Here is a 15,105-nt window from a genome sequence, read left to right on the forward strand (position 1 = left end):
GCCCTGCGGCTAGCGCGCCGCCCCCATCATGGGGCGCCCTTCAAGCCGTGCGCTCCAGGAAGTTCTTCAGCAGCGCGTGGCCGTGCTGGGTCAGGATGGACTCGGGATGGAACTGCACGCCTTCCACCGGGAACTCGCGGTGGCGCAGGCCCATGATCTCCTCGATCGAGCCGTCCTCGTTCTCGGTCCACGCGGTGACCTCCAGCGCCGGCGGCAGCGTGGTCTTGTCGACCACCAGCGAGTGGTAGCGCGTGGCCTCGTAGCGATCCGGCAGACCGGCGAACACGCCGCGCCCCTCGTGCCGGATCGGCGAGACCTTGCCGTGCATGATGCGGCCGGCGCGGATCACATCGCCGCCGTAGGCCTGGCCGATGCTCTGGTGACCCAGGCACACGCCCAGGATGGGCGTGGTCGCGCCCAGTCGCTCGATCACCTCCAGCGACACCCCCGCCTCGTTGGGCGTGCACGGGCCGGGCGAGATCACGATGCGCTGCGGCGCCATCTTCGCGATCCGGTCCACGTCCAGCGCGTCGTTGCGCACCACCTCCACCTCGGCGCCCAGCGACTGCAGGTACTGCACGAGGTTGTAGGTGAAGCTGTCGTAGTTGTCGATCATCAGCAGCATGGCGGTGTACTCACTGCGCGATCAGGAAGACCGCATAGACGTTTTCGGAAAGGGTGAGGGTGCCGGCTTCGAGCGATTCGCCGTCGGCCGGGCGCAGCGTCGGGTCCACTTGCGCGCCGACGTCGGCTGAAGCCGGCGGTGGTGCCGGCGGGAAGGGCGATTCCGGGCTTCGCCATGTCCCGGCCTGGATGCCGTAGCTGAAGGCGGGCGCCACGTCGGAGATGGTGTACAGGCCGGACAATCTAACGCCGTAGGCTTTTGCCAGCGCTTCGGCCGCCTGTCGCGATTGCGCGGCCGCTTCGCCCTTCAAGGTCGCGCGCAGCGCGGCCTCGTCGCGGTAGCCGGGCGTGATGCCCGAGAGCTGCAGGAACTCGCTGGTCTTCAATTCACCCAGGAAAGCGCGGGTATCTTCCAGCGTGCCGAAGGCCACCGCCAGTCTGCGCGTGACTTCCGTGCCCTTGAACACCTCGCGCCCCTCTTCGTACGCATGCGCTGGCTTGATTTCCATCGTGGCCGCCTGGATCGAGCCGGGCAAGGCATGGTGGCGATGGAAGGCCGCCAGTACGTTGGTCGCATCGGCCTGCACCTTGCTGCGCGCGACCTCAGGCGACGGATCGACCCGATCGAGCGTCACCACCACGCCGAAGCGATCCGGCCGGACCTCCCGGTGCGCCTCGCCCTTGACCAGCAGATGCGGCTGCGCGGGCAGGCTGTTGATCTGCGCGGATGCGACCACGGGGCACAACAGGGCCAGCAGTATCCAGAGACGTTTCATCGCACCGCTCCTGCGTTGGGCAACAGGCCGGCCAACGGCCTGTCGGATGATCCAGGCGTGTTCATCGCACCAGGCGCGCCACTGCGGCGATCAGCGCCTCCACCGCCTCTGGGCGGGTGGCCCAGGAGGTGACGAAGCGGATCACGGCATGGCTGTCGCTGTGCGGCGCCCAGCGCTCGAAGGCGGTCAGGCGGGCCAGCGCGTCGATGTGCGCATGCGCCAGCACGGGGAAGATCTGGTTGGTCGGCGAGTCGATCAGCATCGGGACGCCGGCCGCCTTCAGGCCCGACTGCAGGCGCTGGGCCATGGCGTTGGCGTGCGCGCCGAGTTCGACGAACAGCGCGTCCTCGAACAGCGCCTCGAACTGGCAGCCCACCACCATGCCCTTGGCCAGCATCGCGCCGCGCTGCTTGATCAGATAGCGCAGGTCGGCCTGCAGCGCCGGCTCGACCACCACCAGCGCTTCGCCCAGCAGGGCGCCGTTCTTGGTGCCGCCGATGTAGAAGGCGTGGGTGAGCGCGGCGATCTCGGCCAGGCCCAGGTCGTCGCCGGCGGCGGCCAGCGCGCAGCCCAGCCGCGCACCGTCGAGGAACAGCAGCAGGCCGCATTCGTCGCAGAGGTCTCGCAGCGCCTGCAGCTCGGCGCGGGTGTAGAGCGTGCCCAGCTCGGTGGTGTGCGAGACGTACACCAGGCGCGGCTTGACCATGTGCTCGCTGGTGTTGGCGGCCAGCAGGCCGCGCACGGCGTCCACGGTGAGCTTGCCTTCCACGTGCGGGGCGACCAGCACCTTGTGGCCGGTGGCCTCGATCGCGCCGGTCTCGTGCGTGGCCACGTGGCCGGTGTCCACCGCGATCACCGCCTCGTGCGGGCGCAGGAAGGCGGAGATCGCCAGCAGGTTGGTCTGCGTCCCGCCGGCCAGGAAATGCACCTGCGCCTGCGGCTGGCCGCAGCGCGCGCGGATCAGTTCGGCCGCGCGCAGGCTGTGGCGATCCAGGCCATAGCCGGTGTTCTGCTCGGCGCTAGCCTGGGTCAGCGCCTGCAGCAGCCGCGGATGCGCGCCTTCGCTGTAGTCGTTGCGGAACGAGGCCAGTCTGGTCATGCCGTTCCCGTCCATCACAGCCCCTTGGCGGCCTGCGCGACCGCGCGGAACAGGGCGCGGCCCTTGTTCATGGTTTCCTTCCATTCCAGATCCGGGTCGGAGTCGTAGACCACGCCGCCGCCGGCCTGCACGTACAGGTGGCCGTCCTGGATGACGGCGGTGCGGATGGCGATGGCCGTGTCGGCATCGCCATGCCAGCCGATGTAGCCGACGGCGCCGGAATAGACGTTGCGCTTGACCGGCTCGAGTTCGGCGATGACCTCCAGCGCGCGGATCTTCGGCGCGCCGCTGACGGTGCCGGCCGGGAAGGTCGCGCGCAGCACGTCGGCGTAGCTCAGTCCCTGCTTCAGCTTGCCGGTGACCTCGCTGACGATGTGCATGACGTGGCTGTAGCGCTCGATCACGAACTGCTCGCCCACCTCCACCGTGCCGGGCTCGGCCACGCGGCCGACATCGTTGCGGCCCAGGTCGATCAGCATCACGTGCTCGGCGCGCTCCTTCGGGTCGGCCAGCAACTCGGCTTCCATGGCGGCGTCCTCCTCGGGAGTGTGGCCGCGGCGGCGCGTGCCGGCGATCGGGCGCACGGTGACGGTGTCGCCCTGCAGGCGCGCCAGAATCTCCGGCGAGGAGCCGACCACCTGGGTGCCGCCGACATCGATGAAATACATGTACGGCGAGGGATTGAGCGCGCGCAGCGCGCGATACACATCGACCGGACGCGCGCGGAACGGCACGCGCAGGCGCTGGCTGGGCACGACCTGGAAGATGTCGCCGGCGCGCACGTATTCCTGCGCGGTGCGGACCACGGCGTGGTACTCCTCGCGCGTGAACGAGGAGCGGAAATCGCCCTCGTCAATCGCATCGGACAGCTGCGTCTGCGGATAGCCGGCCCCGGCCTGGCGCAGGCGGTGCGCCAGCTCGTCCAGGCGGCGGTTGGCCTTGGCCCAGGCCTGCGGCTGGGTGGGGTCGGCGTGCACGATCAGGTACAGCCGGCCCTTGAGGTTGTCGAACACCGCCAGCTCCTCGGAGAGCATCAGCAGAATCTCGGGGGTGTTCAGCTCGTCGGGCTTGTCCACCGCCAGGCGCGGTTCGATGTAGCCGATGCACTCGAAGCCGAACCAGCCCACCAGCCCGCCGGTGAAGCCGGGCAGGCCCTCGAACCTGGGCACCGAATGCGCGGCGCGCAGCGCCTCGACCTCGGCCAGCGGATCGGCGACATGGCGGGACTCGACCACTTCGCCGTAGTCGCGCGTTTCCAGGGTGTGGCCGCGCACGGCGTACACGCGCCGGGCGGGCAGGCCGATGATCGAATAGCGGCCGAAGCGTTCGCCGCCCTCGACCGATTCGAACAGATAGGTATAGGGACCGTCGGCGAGCTTGAGATAGACCGAAAGCGGCGTGTCCAGGTCGGACAGCACTTCACGGACGACGGGGATGCGGGTGTGGCCTTCAGCAGCGTGCTGCTGGAACTGCTCTGCGGTGATCAAGAGGACATTCCTTACCGAACGCGGGGGCGGGACGGACGACGGCAACAGGCCACCATCGCCACGCGCGGCGAGCGGAAAGGGAGGAACGCTTGGTCGTCACGGCTGGCACGGGCAGTACTTTACCGCACTGCGGCAGGCGTGCAACGCGGGCTTGCGCCGGCCGCCGTCAGCCGGTGGCCGCGAGGCGCGGCCGGCAGGCCCTGCAGGCGCGTCATCCGCAGATGCCGCGGGCTGACCCCGGATTGGCGATCGACGGGAGCGTCTGCCCGCCGGACACGTATCCTGCCCCTTCCGCCATCGCGAACCGCGCCATGTCCGACCTGCCTGCCCTGCCCGCCACGCCCCCGGGCCGCTACGTCCACTACAAGGGCGGCCAGTACGAGGTGATCGGCGCGGTGCGCCACAGCGAGACGCTCGAGCCGTTGGTGCTGTACCGCGCGCTCTACGGCGAAGGCGGCCTGTGGGTGCGGCCGCATGCGATGTTCTTTTCCGAGGTGGAGAGCGACGGTGTGCGCCAGCCGCGCTTCCGCCGCCTCGACGGGGTGGCGTGAGCGCATCGGCGATCGCGCTGCGCCAGGCGGCCTGGCCCGATGACGTCGCGCTGTCCGCCGCGCCGGGCTCCGTCGACAGCGCGACGTCTCGCTTCGACCCGGTAGCCGGGACGCGCTTCATGGAGTGCATGCTGTCGATCGCGGGCTGAGCGCGGCGGCCGGGGCGCATTGACGGCGCCGGCCCAAAAGAGAACAATTCTCATCAGCCACGCCCGTCGTGCGTTCGCACGCATCCGCTCGAACCCCAAGGCCAGCCCTCCCCCGCCGCCTGCCGCCCTGTCGCAGGCCGGTTCCTGCTTCTCGATGGGATGTCTGATGTTCTGCCTTGCCTGCGTGTCGTTACTGTCCGGCCCCGCTCCTGCGCGTGCGATCTTCCAGTGCGCGCCCGAGGCGACGCGGCCATGAGCGCGGCCTCCGTGCGCGGCGCCGCCGTCTCCTCGTCCTGGTTCCGCCGGCCCTGGGTGGGTGTGCTCTCGCGCAGTCTGGCGGCGATCTTCGGCGGCTATGCGCTGGCGGCCAGCACCGGCGCGTTCCTGGCGGTGGCCCTGCCGATCGCGCGTAGCCAGGCGGTGCTGACCGGCATGCTGCTGGCGATCCTGGTGTGCGCCTGCGCGGCGCTGTGGGCCTTCGCCACGTCCAGCGCCTGGAAGGCCTGGGCCGGGATCCTGATCCCGACCGCGCTGATGGCCCTGACCACCTGGCTGCTCACGGTGCTGGCATGAACGCGCGGCCGCCGGTTCGCAGCCCTGGCCGCGTCCGCCAGAGGCGTGGCATGCAGGGCATGACACCATGAAGCAGGGCTTCCGCCAGTCGATGGCCTGGCTGCACACCTGGACCGGCCTGCTGGTGAGCTGGTTGTTGCTGCTGATCTTCATGGGCGGCACGGCCAGCTATTACCGCGAGGAGATCAGTCGCTGGATGCGCCCGGAGCTTGCGCGCACGGTGGTCTCGCCGGAGCGGGCGGCGACCAGCGCGCTGGCCTATCTGCAGCGCGAGGCGCCGAACGCCGACTACTGGAACGTGACCCTGCCCGATGCGCGCAACCCGGCGCTGGACATGTACTGGATGAACCCGGCCGCAGAGGGCGCAGGCAACGACCGCGCCGCGCGCCGCGCGCGCTTCGGCCAGGCCACGGTCGATGCGGCCACCGGTGAGGCCTCGGCGGTGCGCGACACGCGCGGCGGCGAGTTCTTCTACCGGTTGCACTTCGACCTGTACGCGATCCCGGTGCTATGGGCGCGCTACATCGTCGGCTTCTGCGCGATGTTCATGCTGGTGGCGATCATCACCGGGGTGATCACGCACAAGAAGATCTTCAAGGACTTCTTCACCTTCCGCCCGCGCAAGGGCCAGCGCTCGTGGCTGGATTTCCACAACGTCAGCGCGGTGATGGCTCTGCCCTACCACTTGGTAATCACCTACACCGGCATCGTCACGCTGATGGCGATGTATCTGCCGATCGGTATCAAGGTGGCCTATCCGGAAGGCGAGCAGGCCTTCTACACCGAGTCCTTCAGCGATCTGCCGGCGGTCGGGCCGGCCGCCGGCAGGCCGGGCGAGCGCAAGCCGGTCGCCGAGCTGCTGGCCGATGCGCGCCTGGCGCTGGGCGGCGCGCCGGTGGCCAGCTTCCGCATCGACCATCCCGGCGATGCGGCGCAGACTTTCAGCGCCTACCAGCGCACCAGCCAGCGGCTGTCCTACGAGGCGCCGTCGGTGCGGCTGGATGCGGCCAGCGGCCGGGTCCTGGCGCGCAGCGCCAGCGCCGGCGGCGCCTCGGAGACGCGCGGGGTGCTGTACGGCCTGCACATCGCGCGCTTCGCCGATGCCGGGCTACGCCTGCTGCTGTTCTGCTCGGGTCTGCTCGGCTGTTTGATGGTGGCCAGCGGCGCGGTGCTGTGGGGCATCAAGGAGCGGACCAAGCACGCCAAGTCGGGCAAGGTCGGCTTCGGCCTGCGCCTGGTCGATGCGCTCAACATCGGCGCGGTCGGCGGCCTGCCGATCGCGTTCGCCAGCTACTTCTGGGCCAACCGGCTGCTGCCGTTGCAGCTGGAGGCGCGGCCGGACATGGAGGCGCGGGTGTTCTTCATCGCCTGGGCGCTCGCCCTGCTGGCGGGCTTTGTCTGGCCGCGACGGCAGACCTGGGCGTGGCTGCTGTATGTGGGCGCGGGCCTGTTCGCGCTGATCCCGCTGCTCAACGCGGCCACCACCCACATCCATCTGGGCGTGACCCTGCGCGAGGGCGACTGGGCGCTGGCCGGGGTCGATCTCGTGACCTGCCTGCTCGGCCTGGCGCTGGCGGTGTGCGGCTGGCGCATGCAGCACTGGACGCCGCCGGTCTCGGCCGCGGACAAGCGCCGGCGCCAGGCGCAGGCCACGCAGGCGCCGGCGGCCGAAGGCGGCGCGGCATGAGCCTGCTGGCGATCGCACTGGCCTTCAGCGGCTTCGTCGGCCTGTGCCTGGGCATGGAGAAGCATCAGTTGGAGCTGCACGGCGCCGCCCGTGCGCAAGATCGCGTGCGCCGGCGCTGGGCCTGGCTGGGCTGGGCGCTGGTGGCGGCGTCCTTCGTCTGCGCGGTGGCCGCGCGCGGCTGGGGCATCGGCCCGGTGCTGTGGCTGGTGGCGATGACGGTCTCGGGCATCGCCATCACCTTCGGCCTGCTGCCCTACCGCCCACGCTGGGTGAAGCCGGGCGCGGTGCTGCTGCCGCTGCTGGCGCTGGCGGGCTTGCTGGCCGGTTGATGCCGGGAGCGCGGCGCGGTTACCGCGCCTCTGCCGCCACGCCGGCCGAGCGGCCGCGATGCCGGCGGCGCTGGCGGTACAGGGCCTGATCGGCCAACTCCAGGGTCTGCTCGAGCGTGGCGCCGGCGGCGCGGATGGCGGCGCCCTTGGAGAAGCCGATCGGCACCTGGTCGCCGGCGGCGCGCAGCTGCGCCATCCAGGCGTCCAGGCTGGCCGGGTCCTGGTCGGGCAGAATGACCGCGAACTCGTCGCCGCCCAGCCGCACCACCACGCCCTCCGCGCCGGCGTGCCGCTGCAGGAACTCGGCGAACGCCACCAGCACCGCATCGCCGCGCCGGTGGCCGTGCGCGTCGTTGACCTGCTTGAAGTGGTCCAGGTCGACCGCCACGCAGCCGACCGACCGGTCCTGCCAGCGGCTCTCCAGCTCGTGCAGGTAGCGCCGGTTGAAGCAGTGCGTCAGCGGGTCGTGGAAGGAATGGTCGCGCAGCACGCGCGCCTGGGCGACCTGCACGGTGACGTCCTGCGCGTAACCCAGGACGTAGGGCTCGCCCTCGTCGGTGTCGACCACGTTGTGGTAGTCCCAGTAGCGCAGGCTGCCATCGCGCGCGATCAGTTCCAGCGTGCCCGAGGCGCTGCCGTCGCGGAACACCCGCTCCAGGTACTCATGGAACTGTGCATGGCGCTGGGGCCGGATCCGTTCGATCAGGCGATGGCCCAGGACATCGGTCAGTTCGATGTCCAGCGAGCGTGCGCTGGCCGGGTTGGCGCTGAGGATGGTGCCCTGCGCATCGTGGGTGCAGATCAGCCCCAGACTGGATTCGAACAACTTGCGGAAACGGCGCTCGCTGGTCTCCAGCGCCTGCACGGCCCTGTGCCGCAGCGTCACGTCCTGGAAGGCGCCGACCAGCTTGGGCTGGCCGTCGATCGTTTCCCGCCGGCCGACCGAACGCACCCAGATGCGGCGGCCGGCGCGTGTGGTCTGCGGCAGTTCCAGGTCCCAGGGCTCGCCCTCCTCGATCGCACGGCGCACGGCGTCGCGGAAGGTGTCGCGCACCTGTTCGTCATAGAACGAGAGCGCCTCGTCGAGACCCGACGGGGCGAAGCCCGGCGGCACATCGTGGATGCGGCAGGTCTGGTCGGACCACTGGATCCGTCCGGTGTCCAGGTTGACCTCGAAGCCGCCCACGCCGGCGGCGCGGCCGGTGCGCTCCAGGAAGGCCTCGCTGTCGCGCAGGCGGCGTTCGAGCATGGTGCTGCGCTGCAGGGCGGTGGACAGTTCCAGCGTGCTGCGGGTCAACCCCTCCTGGCTGCGCAGCAGCTGGGCGCGCAGCTCGATGGCGGCCACCGCCGCGTGCGCCAGCTGCTCCAGCGCGGCCCTTTGGGCCGGCTCGAGCTGGCGCGGCACGGTGTCGAATACGCACAGCGTGCCGACCCGATGGCCGCTGGTCAGCGTCAGCGGGGCGCCGGCGTAGAAGCGCACGTAGGGCTCGCCGACCACGGTCTCGAAGCGCGAGAAGCGCACGTCGCGCCGGGCATCGCGCACCTCCAGCAGCTTGTCGCTGCGGATGGCGTAATCGCAGAAGGCGGTCGTGCGCGCGGTCGATTCCAGCCCCGGCAGGCCGTGGTTGGACTTGATCCATTGCCGGTCCTGCTCGATCAGGGTGATCAGCGCCACCGGCGAGGCGGTCAGTTCGGCTGCGGCGCGGGTCAGTGCGTCGAACAGCGGCTCGGGCGAGCTGTCCATCACCCGCAGGTCCATCAGGCGCCGCAGGCGTTCGCTCTCGTAGTCCTGTTCGTGCTCGGCCATGGCGCTTCGATGGAAAGCCAGGGTGGGTGGGCCTGGCGCACCGGATTCTCTCGCATCTTCCGCGGCCGCGCGCGTGACGGCGGCGCAACGGCCCACAGTTTCGACGCGCCGGCCGCGGCCCGGGTCACTCCACGGTCACGGCCTTGGCCAGATTGCGCGGCTTGTCCACGTCGGTGCCGCGGGCCAGGGCGGTGTGATAGGCCAGCAGCTGGACCGGGATGGTGTGCACCACCGGGCTGAGCACGCCGGTGTGGCGCGGGGTACGGATCACGTGCACCCCGGCGGACTCGCTGAAGTGGCTGTCCTGGTCGGCAAAGACGAACAGCTCGCCGCCGCGGGCGCGCACTTCCTGCATGTTGGACTTGACCTTCTCCAGCAGCCGGTCGTTGGGGGCGATGAACACCACCGGGATGGTGTCGTCCACCAGCGCCAGCGGTCCATGCTTGAGCTCGCCGGCCGGATAGGCCTCGGCGTGGATGTAGGAGATCTCCTTGAGCTTGAGCGCGCCTTCCAGCGCGATCGGATAGCTCAGGCCGCGGCCGAGGAACAGCGCGTTGTCCCGGCGCGCGAACGCTTCGGCCCAGGCCGCGATCTGCGGCTCCAGGTTGAGCGCGTGCTGCACGCTGCCGGGCAGGTGGCGCAGCTGCTCCAGGTAATCGGCCTCCTGCGCATCGTCGACCTTGCCGTGCAGGCGGCCCAGCACCACGGCCAGCTGGAACAGCGCGGCCAGCTGGGTGGTGAAGGCCTTGGTCGAGGCCACGCCGATCTCGGCGCCGGCGCGGGTGTAGCAGACCAGCTCGCTGGCGCGCGGGATGGCGCTTTCGGGCACGTTGCAGATCGACAGCGTATGGGTGTGGCCCAGCGACTTGGCGTACTTGAGCGCCTCCATCGTGTCCAGCGTCTCGCCGGACTGGGAGATGGTGACCACCAGGTGGCGCGGGTCGGCATAGGCGGCGCGGTAGCGGTACTCGCTGGCGATCTCCACGCTGCACGGCAGCCCGGCGATGGCCTCGATCCAGTAGCGCGCGGTCATGCCGGCGTAGTAGCTCGTACCACAGGCCAGGATCTGCACGCCGGTGATGCCGGCCAGCACCTCGCCGGCGCGCGCGCCGAACAGGCTGGCCGGGAAGCCGCCGGCATCGATGGCCGCCTCGATGGTGTCGCCCAGCGCGCGCGGCTGCTCGTGGATCTCCTTCTGCATGAAGTGCCGGTACGGGCCCAGTTCCAGCGAGGCCAGCGAGACGTCGGACACATGCACCTGGCGCTGCACGGCCGCGTCGGTCGCGTCGAACACCGTCACGCCCTGGCGGGTCACATCGACCGTATCGCCTTCCTCCAGGAAGATCACCTGGCGCGTGGCCTGGAGGATGGCCGACACGTCAGAGGCGACGAAGTTCTCGCCCTCCCCCAGGCCGACCAGCAGCGGGCAGCCCATGCGCGCGGCGACCAGGCGGCCCGGTTCGTCGCGCGAGACCACCGCCAGCGCATAGGCGCCGGTGAGCTCCTTGACCGTGGCCTGCAGCGCGGCCAGCAGGTCCAGGCCCTGGCTCTGGTGGTGGTGGATAAGGTGGGCGATGACCTCGGTGTCGGTCTGCGACTCGAAGGCGTAGCCCAGCGCGGTGAGCTTCTCGCGCTGGGCCTCGTGGTTCTCGATGATGCCGTTGTGGACCAGCGCCAGGGCGCCGCGGCTGATGTGCGGATGGGCGTTGGCCTCGGTCACACCGCCGTGGGTGGCCCAGCGGGTGTGGCCGATGCCCAGCGTGGCGCTGAAGTGCTCGGCGCGCGCGGCGGCCTCCATCTCGGCCACCCGCCCGGTGCGGCGCACGCGGCGGACCTCCCCCTCGACCACGGCGATCCCCGCCGAGTCGTAGCCGCGGTATTCCAGGCGCTTGAGGCCCTCGATCAGGACAGGGACCACATCGCGATCCGCGATCGCGCCGACGATGCCGCACATGGGTGAATCCTTTGCCGTTCTGCCGTTGAAGAAGCCGCGCCAGTTTACAGGGCGGACCTGAGCGGCTTCTGGCGCAGCATCGCGAAAGCCCATCGCGGCCATGGCGGCCTCCCCCCCCCCCCGCGGTAGAGCGGAGCTTGCTCCGCTGGGGCTTCCCGAGGAGCCGGCCGAAACGCAGCGGAGCAAGCTCCGCTCTACAAGGAGACCGCGACCTGATCCAAGAGACAGTGGCTCCCACACCGTGATCGAACCTCCCGTCTCGCGCAGCGAAGGCGGGGAGGCTGGGAGGGGGCTTTTACCTTTGCGTTTCCGACGAAGAGCACCCCCCAGCCCTCCCCTTGGCCTTACGGCCAAAGGTAGGGGGCAACAGCATGCAGCGCCTTCCTGGACACACCGCGCTGCTGTCCGCCCGGACAACCCAAGTGTCCGGTCGGACACTGTCCGCGGCGCGGACAGCTTGCAGATCAAGCACTTGCAGTTGGCACGCCCCGTGCGTGGTGAAGCGCAGCTTTCCAGCAGGCGTGCCCCGTGTCCATGCAACAGACCGACAACCCCTTCCGTATCCGCGACACCGCCGCCCAGGACGTGGTGGTCGACACCGGCAAGGGCAAGCGCTGGAAACGCTGGGGCCTGATCGGCGGCGGCGTGGCCGTGCTGGCCGCCGCCCTGGTCTGGGTCGTGATGGGCTGGGCCGCGGGCGGACGCTCGTTCGACGCCAGCCGCGTGCGCATCGCCACGGTCACCCGCGGCGACCTGGTGCGCGACCTGGCCGCCGACGGCCGCGTCATCACCGCCAACAGCCCGACCCTGTACGCCATCGACGGCGGCACCGTCAGCCTGAAGGTCGTCGCCGGCGATGTGGTCAAGAAGGGCGACGCGCTGGCGGTGATCGATAGCCCGGCCCTGCGCAGCAAGCTGGCCCAGGAGGAATCCACCCTGGCCGGCATGGAGGCCGAGGCCAGCCGCGCCACGCTGGACGTGGCCAAGGCGCGCTCGGAGGCGAGCAAGCTGGTCGACCAGGGCAAGATCGACCGCCAGGGCGCCGCGCGCGACGTCGAGCGCTACCAGCGCGCCTATGACGCCGGCGCGCTGCCGCAGGTGGAGCTGGCCAAGGCCCAGGACACCCTGACCAAGACCGAGATCGAGCTGCAGCACGCCCAGGAAGACGCATCGCTCAAGCAGCAGGCCGCGCAGCTGGATGCGCGCAACAAGCAGCTGCTGGCCCAGCGCCAGCAGGCGGTGGTGGAGGAACTGCAGCGCCAGGTCGACGCGCTGACCCTGCGCGCGCCCTTCGACGGCCAGGTCGGCCAGGTGCAGATCGCCCAGGGCACCAACGTGGCGATCAACGCGCCGATCCTGTCGGTGGTGGACCTGTCCAAGTTCGAAGTGGAGATCAAGGTGCCGGAGAGCTTCGCCCGCGACCTGGCCATCGGCGTGCCGGCGCAGTTGACCTCCGGCAGCGGCGAACCCTTCCCCGGCAAGATCTCGGCCGTCTCGCCCGAGGTCGTCGCCGGCGAGGTCACCGCGCGAGTGCGCTTCGACGGCCAGCAGCCGCCGGGCCTGCGCCAGAGCCAGCGCATGAGCGCGCGCATCCTGCTGGACACGCGCAAGAACGTGCTCAAGGTCGAGCGCGGCCCGTTCGTCGAACAGTCCGGCGGCCGCTACGCCTACGTCATGGATGGTTCGAGCGCCCAGCGCCAGCCGGTCCAGCTGGGCGTGTCGAGCCTGTCGGAAACCGAAATTCTCTCCGGCCTGAAGGAAGGCGACCGCGTGGTCGTCTCCGGCGCCGACCAGTTCGGCGATGCACCGCGGGTGACGGTGCATTGATTCACCGTCACCCCGTAGAGCGGAGCTTGCTCCGCTGAGGCTCCGCCGGTCATGCCACAGCGGAGCAAGCTCCGCTCTACAAGCTCCGCCGGTCATGCGGCAGCGGAGCAAGCTCCGCTCTACAGACATCGCAGTACCACCGCCCCACACCATTCATTCCAACGAAGGACTCCGCCATGCTCGAAATGCACGCCGTCTCCAAGGTCTTCCGCACCGAGCAGGTGCAGACCCACGCCCTGCGCTCGCTGGACCTGCACGTGAAGGAAGGCGAGTTCGTCGCCGTCACCGGGCCGTCCGGCTCGGGCAAGACCACCTTCCTCAACATCGCCGGCCTGCTGGAGACCTTCACCTCCGGCACCTACCGCCTGGACGGCGAGGACGTGAGCCATCTCAACGACAACGCGCGCAGCAAGCTGCGCAACCAGAAGATCGGCTTCATCTTCCAGAGCTTCAACCTGATCCCCGATCTGAACCTGTTCGACAACGTCGATGTGCCGCTGCGCTACCGCGGCATGGCCGCGGCCGAACGCAAGCAGCGCATCACCGAATCGCTGGAGCGCGTTGGCCTGGGCTCGCGCATGAAGCACTACCCGGCCGAACTGTCCGGCGGTCAGCAGCAGCGCGCCGCCATCGCCCGCGCCCTGGCCGGCAGCCCGCGCCTGCTGCTGGCCGATGAACCGACCGGCAACCTGGACTCGCAGATGGCCCGCGGCGTGATGGAGCTGCTGGAGGAGATCAACGCCGCCGGCAGCACCATCGTCATGGTCACCCACGACCCGGAACTGGCCGCGCGCGCCCAGCGCAACGTGCACATCGTCGACGGCCAGGCCACCGACCTGGTGCGCGAGGCGTCGCTGATGTCCGGCGCCGCGCCGGCCGCTTCCGCGCAGGCCTGAGCCACAGGTTCGCGGCGATGTTCGGCTACTACCTGGCCCTGGCCCTGCGCAGCCTGCGCCGCAACCCGGTGCTGACCGGGTTGATGGTGCTGTCCATCGCCGTGGGCATCGGCGCGGCGATGACCACGCTGACGGTGCTGCATCTGCTGTCGGGCGATCCGCTGCCGGGCAAGAGCGAGACGATCTTCATTCCGCAACTCGATCCTCGCCCTGCTTCGCGCCCCGGGCAGCGTCCGTTCGACAAGCTGGACTACATCACCGCGATGGACCTGTGGCGCCTGGGGCGCCCGGATCGCCAGGCCATGGTGGCCGAGAGCGAAGTCAAGCTGCGCGCGGCCGACGCCGGCACCCCGGCCCTGATGACCCAGATGCTGTCCACGCAGTCCGGTTTCTTCCCAATGTTCCAGGTGCCATTCGCGCACGGCGGTGCGTGGAGCGCGCAGGACGATGAGGACCACGCGCGCGTGGCCGTGATCTCGGCCGATCTGAACAACCGCCTGTTCGCGGGGAAGAACAGCGTCGGCCAGCACCTGCGCATCCGCGACGCCGATGTGCGCATCGTCGGCGTGCTGGCGCCGTGGCGCCCTTCGCCCCAGTTCTACACCTTGGCCGGCGGCAGCTTCGCCCATGGCGACACGGCCAGCTTCTACGGCAAGCCGCAGGACGTGTTCATGCCGATGTCCAGCGCGCTGGAAGTCAACGGCCAGCACATGCAGCCGTGGACTTGCTTCGGTAGCGCGCCCACGCCGATGAACCTGACCACGGCCCCCTGCGTGTGGCTGCAGCTGTGGGTGGAACTGGACAACCCGCTCAAGGTCGCGCAGTACCGGCGCCTGCTGTCCGACTATGCCAGCCAACAGAAGGCCTCCGGGCGTATCGGCATCAGCGAGACCGCGCGGCTGCAGTCGTTGCCGCAATGGCTGGATCACAATCGGGTCGTGCCCAGCGATGCACGCCTGCAATCGTGGCTGGCCGTCGCATTCCTCGGCCTGTGCCTGTTCAACGCCATCGGTCTGCTGCTGGCCAAGTTCCTGCGCCGCAGCGGCGAGATCGGCGTGCGCCGCGCGCTGGGTGCTTCCCGCAAGGACATCTTCGGCCAGTGCCTGGCCGAGGCGGGCCTGATCGGCCTGATCGGCGGCGTGCTGGGCTGGATGCTCACGCTGCTGGGCCTGTGGGTGGTGCGTCAGCAGCCCGTGGAATACGCCGACATGATCGGCATGAACCTGTGGAGCTTCCTGCTGACCTTCGCCGCGGCGATCGCCTGCAGCGTGGTGGCCGGGGTGTTCCCCGCCATGCGCGCCAGCCGCATCGCGCCGGCCATGCAACTCAAAGCGCTGTAAGGACGC

The 15,105-nt window shown here is 70.0% G+C and carries 14 protein-coding genes; 8 read left to right on the top strand and 6 right to left on the bottom strand.

Going from position 1 to position 15,105, the window contains the following annotated elements:
* Positions 1 to 40: 40 nt before the first annotated feature.
* The 4 genes from WFQ05_RS04065 to trpE form a co-directional block, all read right to left on the bottom strand.
* Positions 41 to 625: an aminodeoxychorismate/anthranilate synthase component II gene (locus tag WFQ05_RS04065; protein ID WP_286576499.1), complete on the bottom strand. Its 585-nt coding sequence runs from the start codon at positions 623 to 625 to the stop codon at positions 41 to 43.
* 10 nt (positions 626 to 635) lie between these two features.
* Entirely contained in the window at positions 636 to 1,400 is a 765-nt protein-coding gene (locus WFQ05_RS04070; protein ID WP_337052769.1) for an SIMPL domain-containing protein, read from the bottom strand.
* A gap of 61 nt (positions 1,401 to 1,461) precedes the next feature.
* Positions 1,462 to 2,499: an aminotransferase class I/II-fold pyridoxal phosphate-dependent enzyme gene (locus WFQ05_RS04075; protein WP_337052770.1), complete on the bottom strand. Its 1,038-nt coding sequence runs from the start codon at positions 2,497 to 2,499 to the stop codon at positions 1,462 to 1,464.
* 14 nt (positions 2,500 to 2,513) lie between these two features.
* Positions 2,514 to 3,986, bottom strand: a complete 1,473-nt coding sequence (gene trpE, locus WFQ05_RS04080) for an anthranilate synthase component I (RefSeq protein ID WP_130523763.1) — start codon at positions 3,984 to 3,986, stop codon at positions 2,514 to 2,516.
* Between the two features lie 311 nt (positions 3,987 to 4,297).
* Between trpE and WFQ05_RS04085 the strand changes: the two genes are divergently transcribed.
* The 5 genes from WFQ05_RS04085 (at position 4,298) to WFQ05_RS04105 (ending at position 7,275) form a co-directional block, all read left to right on the top strand.
* Positions 4,298 to 4,537, top strand: coding sequence for a DUF1653 domain-containing protein (locus tag WFQ05_RS04085; protein WP_337052772.1), 240 nt, complete (start codon positions 4,298 to 4,300; stop codon positions 4,535 to 4,537).
* Entirely contained in the window at positions 4,534 to 4,686 is a 153-nt protein-coding gene (locus tag WFQ05_RS04090) for a hypothetical protein (RefSeq protein ID WP_337052773.1), read from the top strand. Before WFQ05_RS04085 ends, WFQ05_RS04090 begins: the two co-directional genes overlap by 4 nt.
* Before the next feature lie 252 nt (positions 4,687 to 4,938).
* Entirely contained in the window at positions 4,939 to 5,259 is a 321-nt protein-coding gene (locus tag WFQ05_RS04095; protein WP_337052774.1) for a DUF3649 domain-containing protein, read from the top strand.
* A gap of 67 nt (positions 5,260 to 5,326) precedes the next feature.
* Positions 5,327 to 6,946, top strand: coding sequence for a PepSY-associated TM helix domain-containing protein (locus WFQ05_RS04100; protein ID WP_337052775.1), 1,620 nt, complete (start codon positions 5,327 to 5,329; stop codon positions 6,944 to 6,946).
* Positions 6,943 to 7,275: a DUF3325 domain-containing protein gene (locus WFQ05_RS04105; RefSeq protein WP_337052776.1), complete on the top strand. Its 333-nt coding sequence runs from the start codon at positions 6,943 to 6,945 to the stop codon at positions 7,273 to 7,275. The genes WFQ05_RS04100 and WFQ05_RS04105 overlap by 4 nt, the downstream gene beginning before the upstream one ends.
* A 19-nt stretch (positions 7,276 to 7,294) precedes the next feature.
* On the opposite strand, the gene WFQ05_RS04110 is transcribed toward WFQ05_RS04105, so the two are convergent.
* Positions 7,295 to 9,082: a diguanylate cyclase gene (locus WFQ05_RS04110; protein WP_337052777.1), complete on the bottom strand. Its 1,788-nt coding sequence runs from the start codon at positions 9,080 to 9,082 to the stop codon at positions 7,295 to 7,297.
* A 124-nt stretch (positions 9,083 to 9,206) separates the two neighbouring features.
* Entirely contained in the window at positions 9,207 to 11,036 is a 1,830-nt protein-coding gene (gene glmS, locus WFQ05_RS04115; RefSeq protein WP_337052778.1) for a glutamine--fructose-6-phosphate transaminase (isomerizing), read from the bottom strand.
* A gap of 534 nt (positions 11,037 to 11,570) precedes the next feature.
* Between glmS and WFQ05_RS04120 the strand changes: the two genes are divergently transcribed.
* The 3 genes from WFQ05_RS04120 (at position 11,571) to WFQ05_RS04130 (ending at position 15,099) form a co-directional block, all read left to right on the top strand.
* Entirely contained in the window at positions 11,571 to 12,863 is a 1,293-nt protein-coding gene (locus tag WFQ05_RS04120) for an efflux RND transporter periplasmic adaptor subunit (protein WP_130531002.1), read from the top strand.
* Between the two features lie 176 nt (positions 12,864 to 13,039).
* Positions 13,040 to 13,759, top strand: coding sequence for an ABC transporter ATP-binding protein (locus WFQ05_RS04125; RefSeq protein WP_130530516.1), 720 nt, complete (start codon positions 13,040 to 13,042; stop codon positions 13,757 to 13,759).
* A gap of 17 nt (positions 13,760 to 13,776) precedes the next feature.
* On the top strand, positions 13,777 to 15,099 hold the full coding sequence (locus WFQ05_RS04130) for an ABC transporter permease (protein ID WP_337052779.1): 1,323 nt from the start codon (positions 13,777 to 13,779) through the stop codon (positions 15,097 to 15,099).
* Positions 15,100 to 15,105: the final 6 nt, after the last annotated feature.

Source organism: Pseudoxanthomonas sp. USHLN014, from assembly GCF_037153335.1.
GTDB classification, from domain to species: domain Bacteria; phylum Pseudomonadota; class Gammaproteobacteria; order Xanthomonadales; family Xanthomonadaceae; genus Pseudoxanthomonas_A; species Pseudoxanthomonas_A winnipegensis.

Excerpts from the sequence above, each read along its gene's own strand:
- WFQ05_RS04065 (WP_286576499.1), bottom strand. The coding sequence starts at position 625 with ATGCTGCTGATGATCGACAACTACGACAGCTTCACCTACAACCTCGTG.
- WFQ05_RS04070 (WP_337052769.1), bottom strand. The coding sequence starts at position 1,400 with ATGAAACGTCTCTGGATACTGCTGGCCCTGTTGTGCCCCGTGGTCGCA.
- WFQ05_RS04075 (WP_337052770.1), bottom strand. The coding sequence starts at position 2,499 with ATGACCAGACTGGCCTCGTTCCGCAACGACTACAGCGAAGGCGCGCAT.
- WFQ05_RS04085 (WP_337052772.1), top strand. The coding sequence starts at position 4,298 with ATGTCCGACCTGCCTGCCCTGCCCGCCACGCCCCCGGGCCGCTACGTC.
- WFQ05_RS04095 (WP_337052774.1), top strand. The coding sequence starts at position 4,939 with ATGAGCGCGGCCTCCGTGCGCGGCGCCGCCGTCTCCTCGTCCTGGTTC.
- WFQ05_RS04100 (WP_337052775.1), top strand. The coding sequence starts at position 5,327 with ATGAAGCAGGGCTTCCGCCAGTCGATGGCCTGGCTGCACACCTGGACC.
- WFQ05_RS04105 (WP_337052776.1), top strand. The coding sequence starts at position 6,943 with ATGAGCCTGCTGGCGATCGCACTGGCCTTCAGCGGCTTCGTCGGCCTG.
- WFQ05_RS04110 (WP_337052777.1), bottom strand. The coding sequence starts at position 9,082 with ATGGCCGAGCACGAACAGGACTACGAGAGCGAACGCCTGCGGCGCCTG.
- glmS (WP_337052778.1), bottom strand. The coding sequence starts at position 11,036 with ATGTGCGGCATCGTCGGCGCGATCGCGGATCGCGATGTGGTCCCTGTC.
- WFQ05_RS04120 (WP_130531002.1), top strand. The coding sequence starts at position 11,571 with ATGCAACAGACCGACAACCCCTTCCGTATCCGCGACACCGCCGCCCAG.
- WFQ05_RS04125 (WP_130530516.1), top strand. The coding sequence starts at position 13,040 with ATGCTCGAAATGCACGCCGTCTCCAAGGTCTTCCGCACCGAGCAGGTG.
- WFQ05_RS04130 (WP_337052779.1), top strand. The coding sequence starts at position 13,777 with ATGTTCGGCTACTACCTGGCCCTGGCCCTGCGCAGCCTGCGCCGCAAC.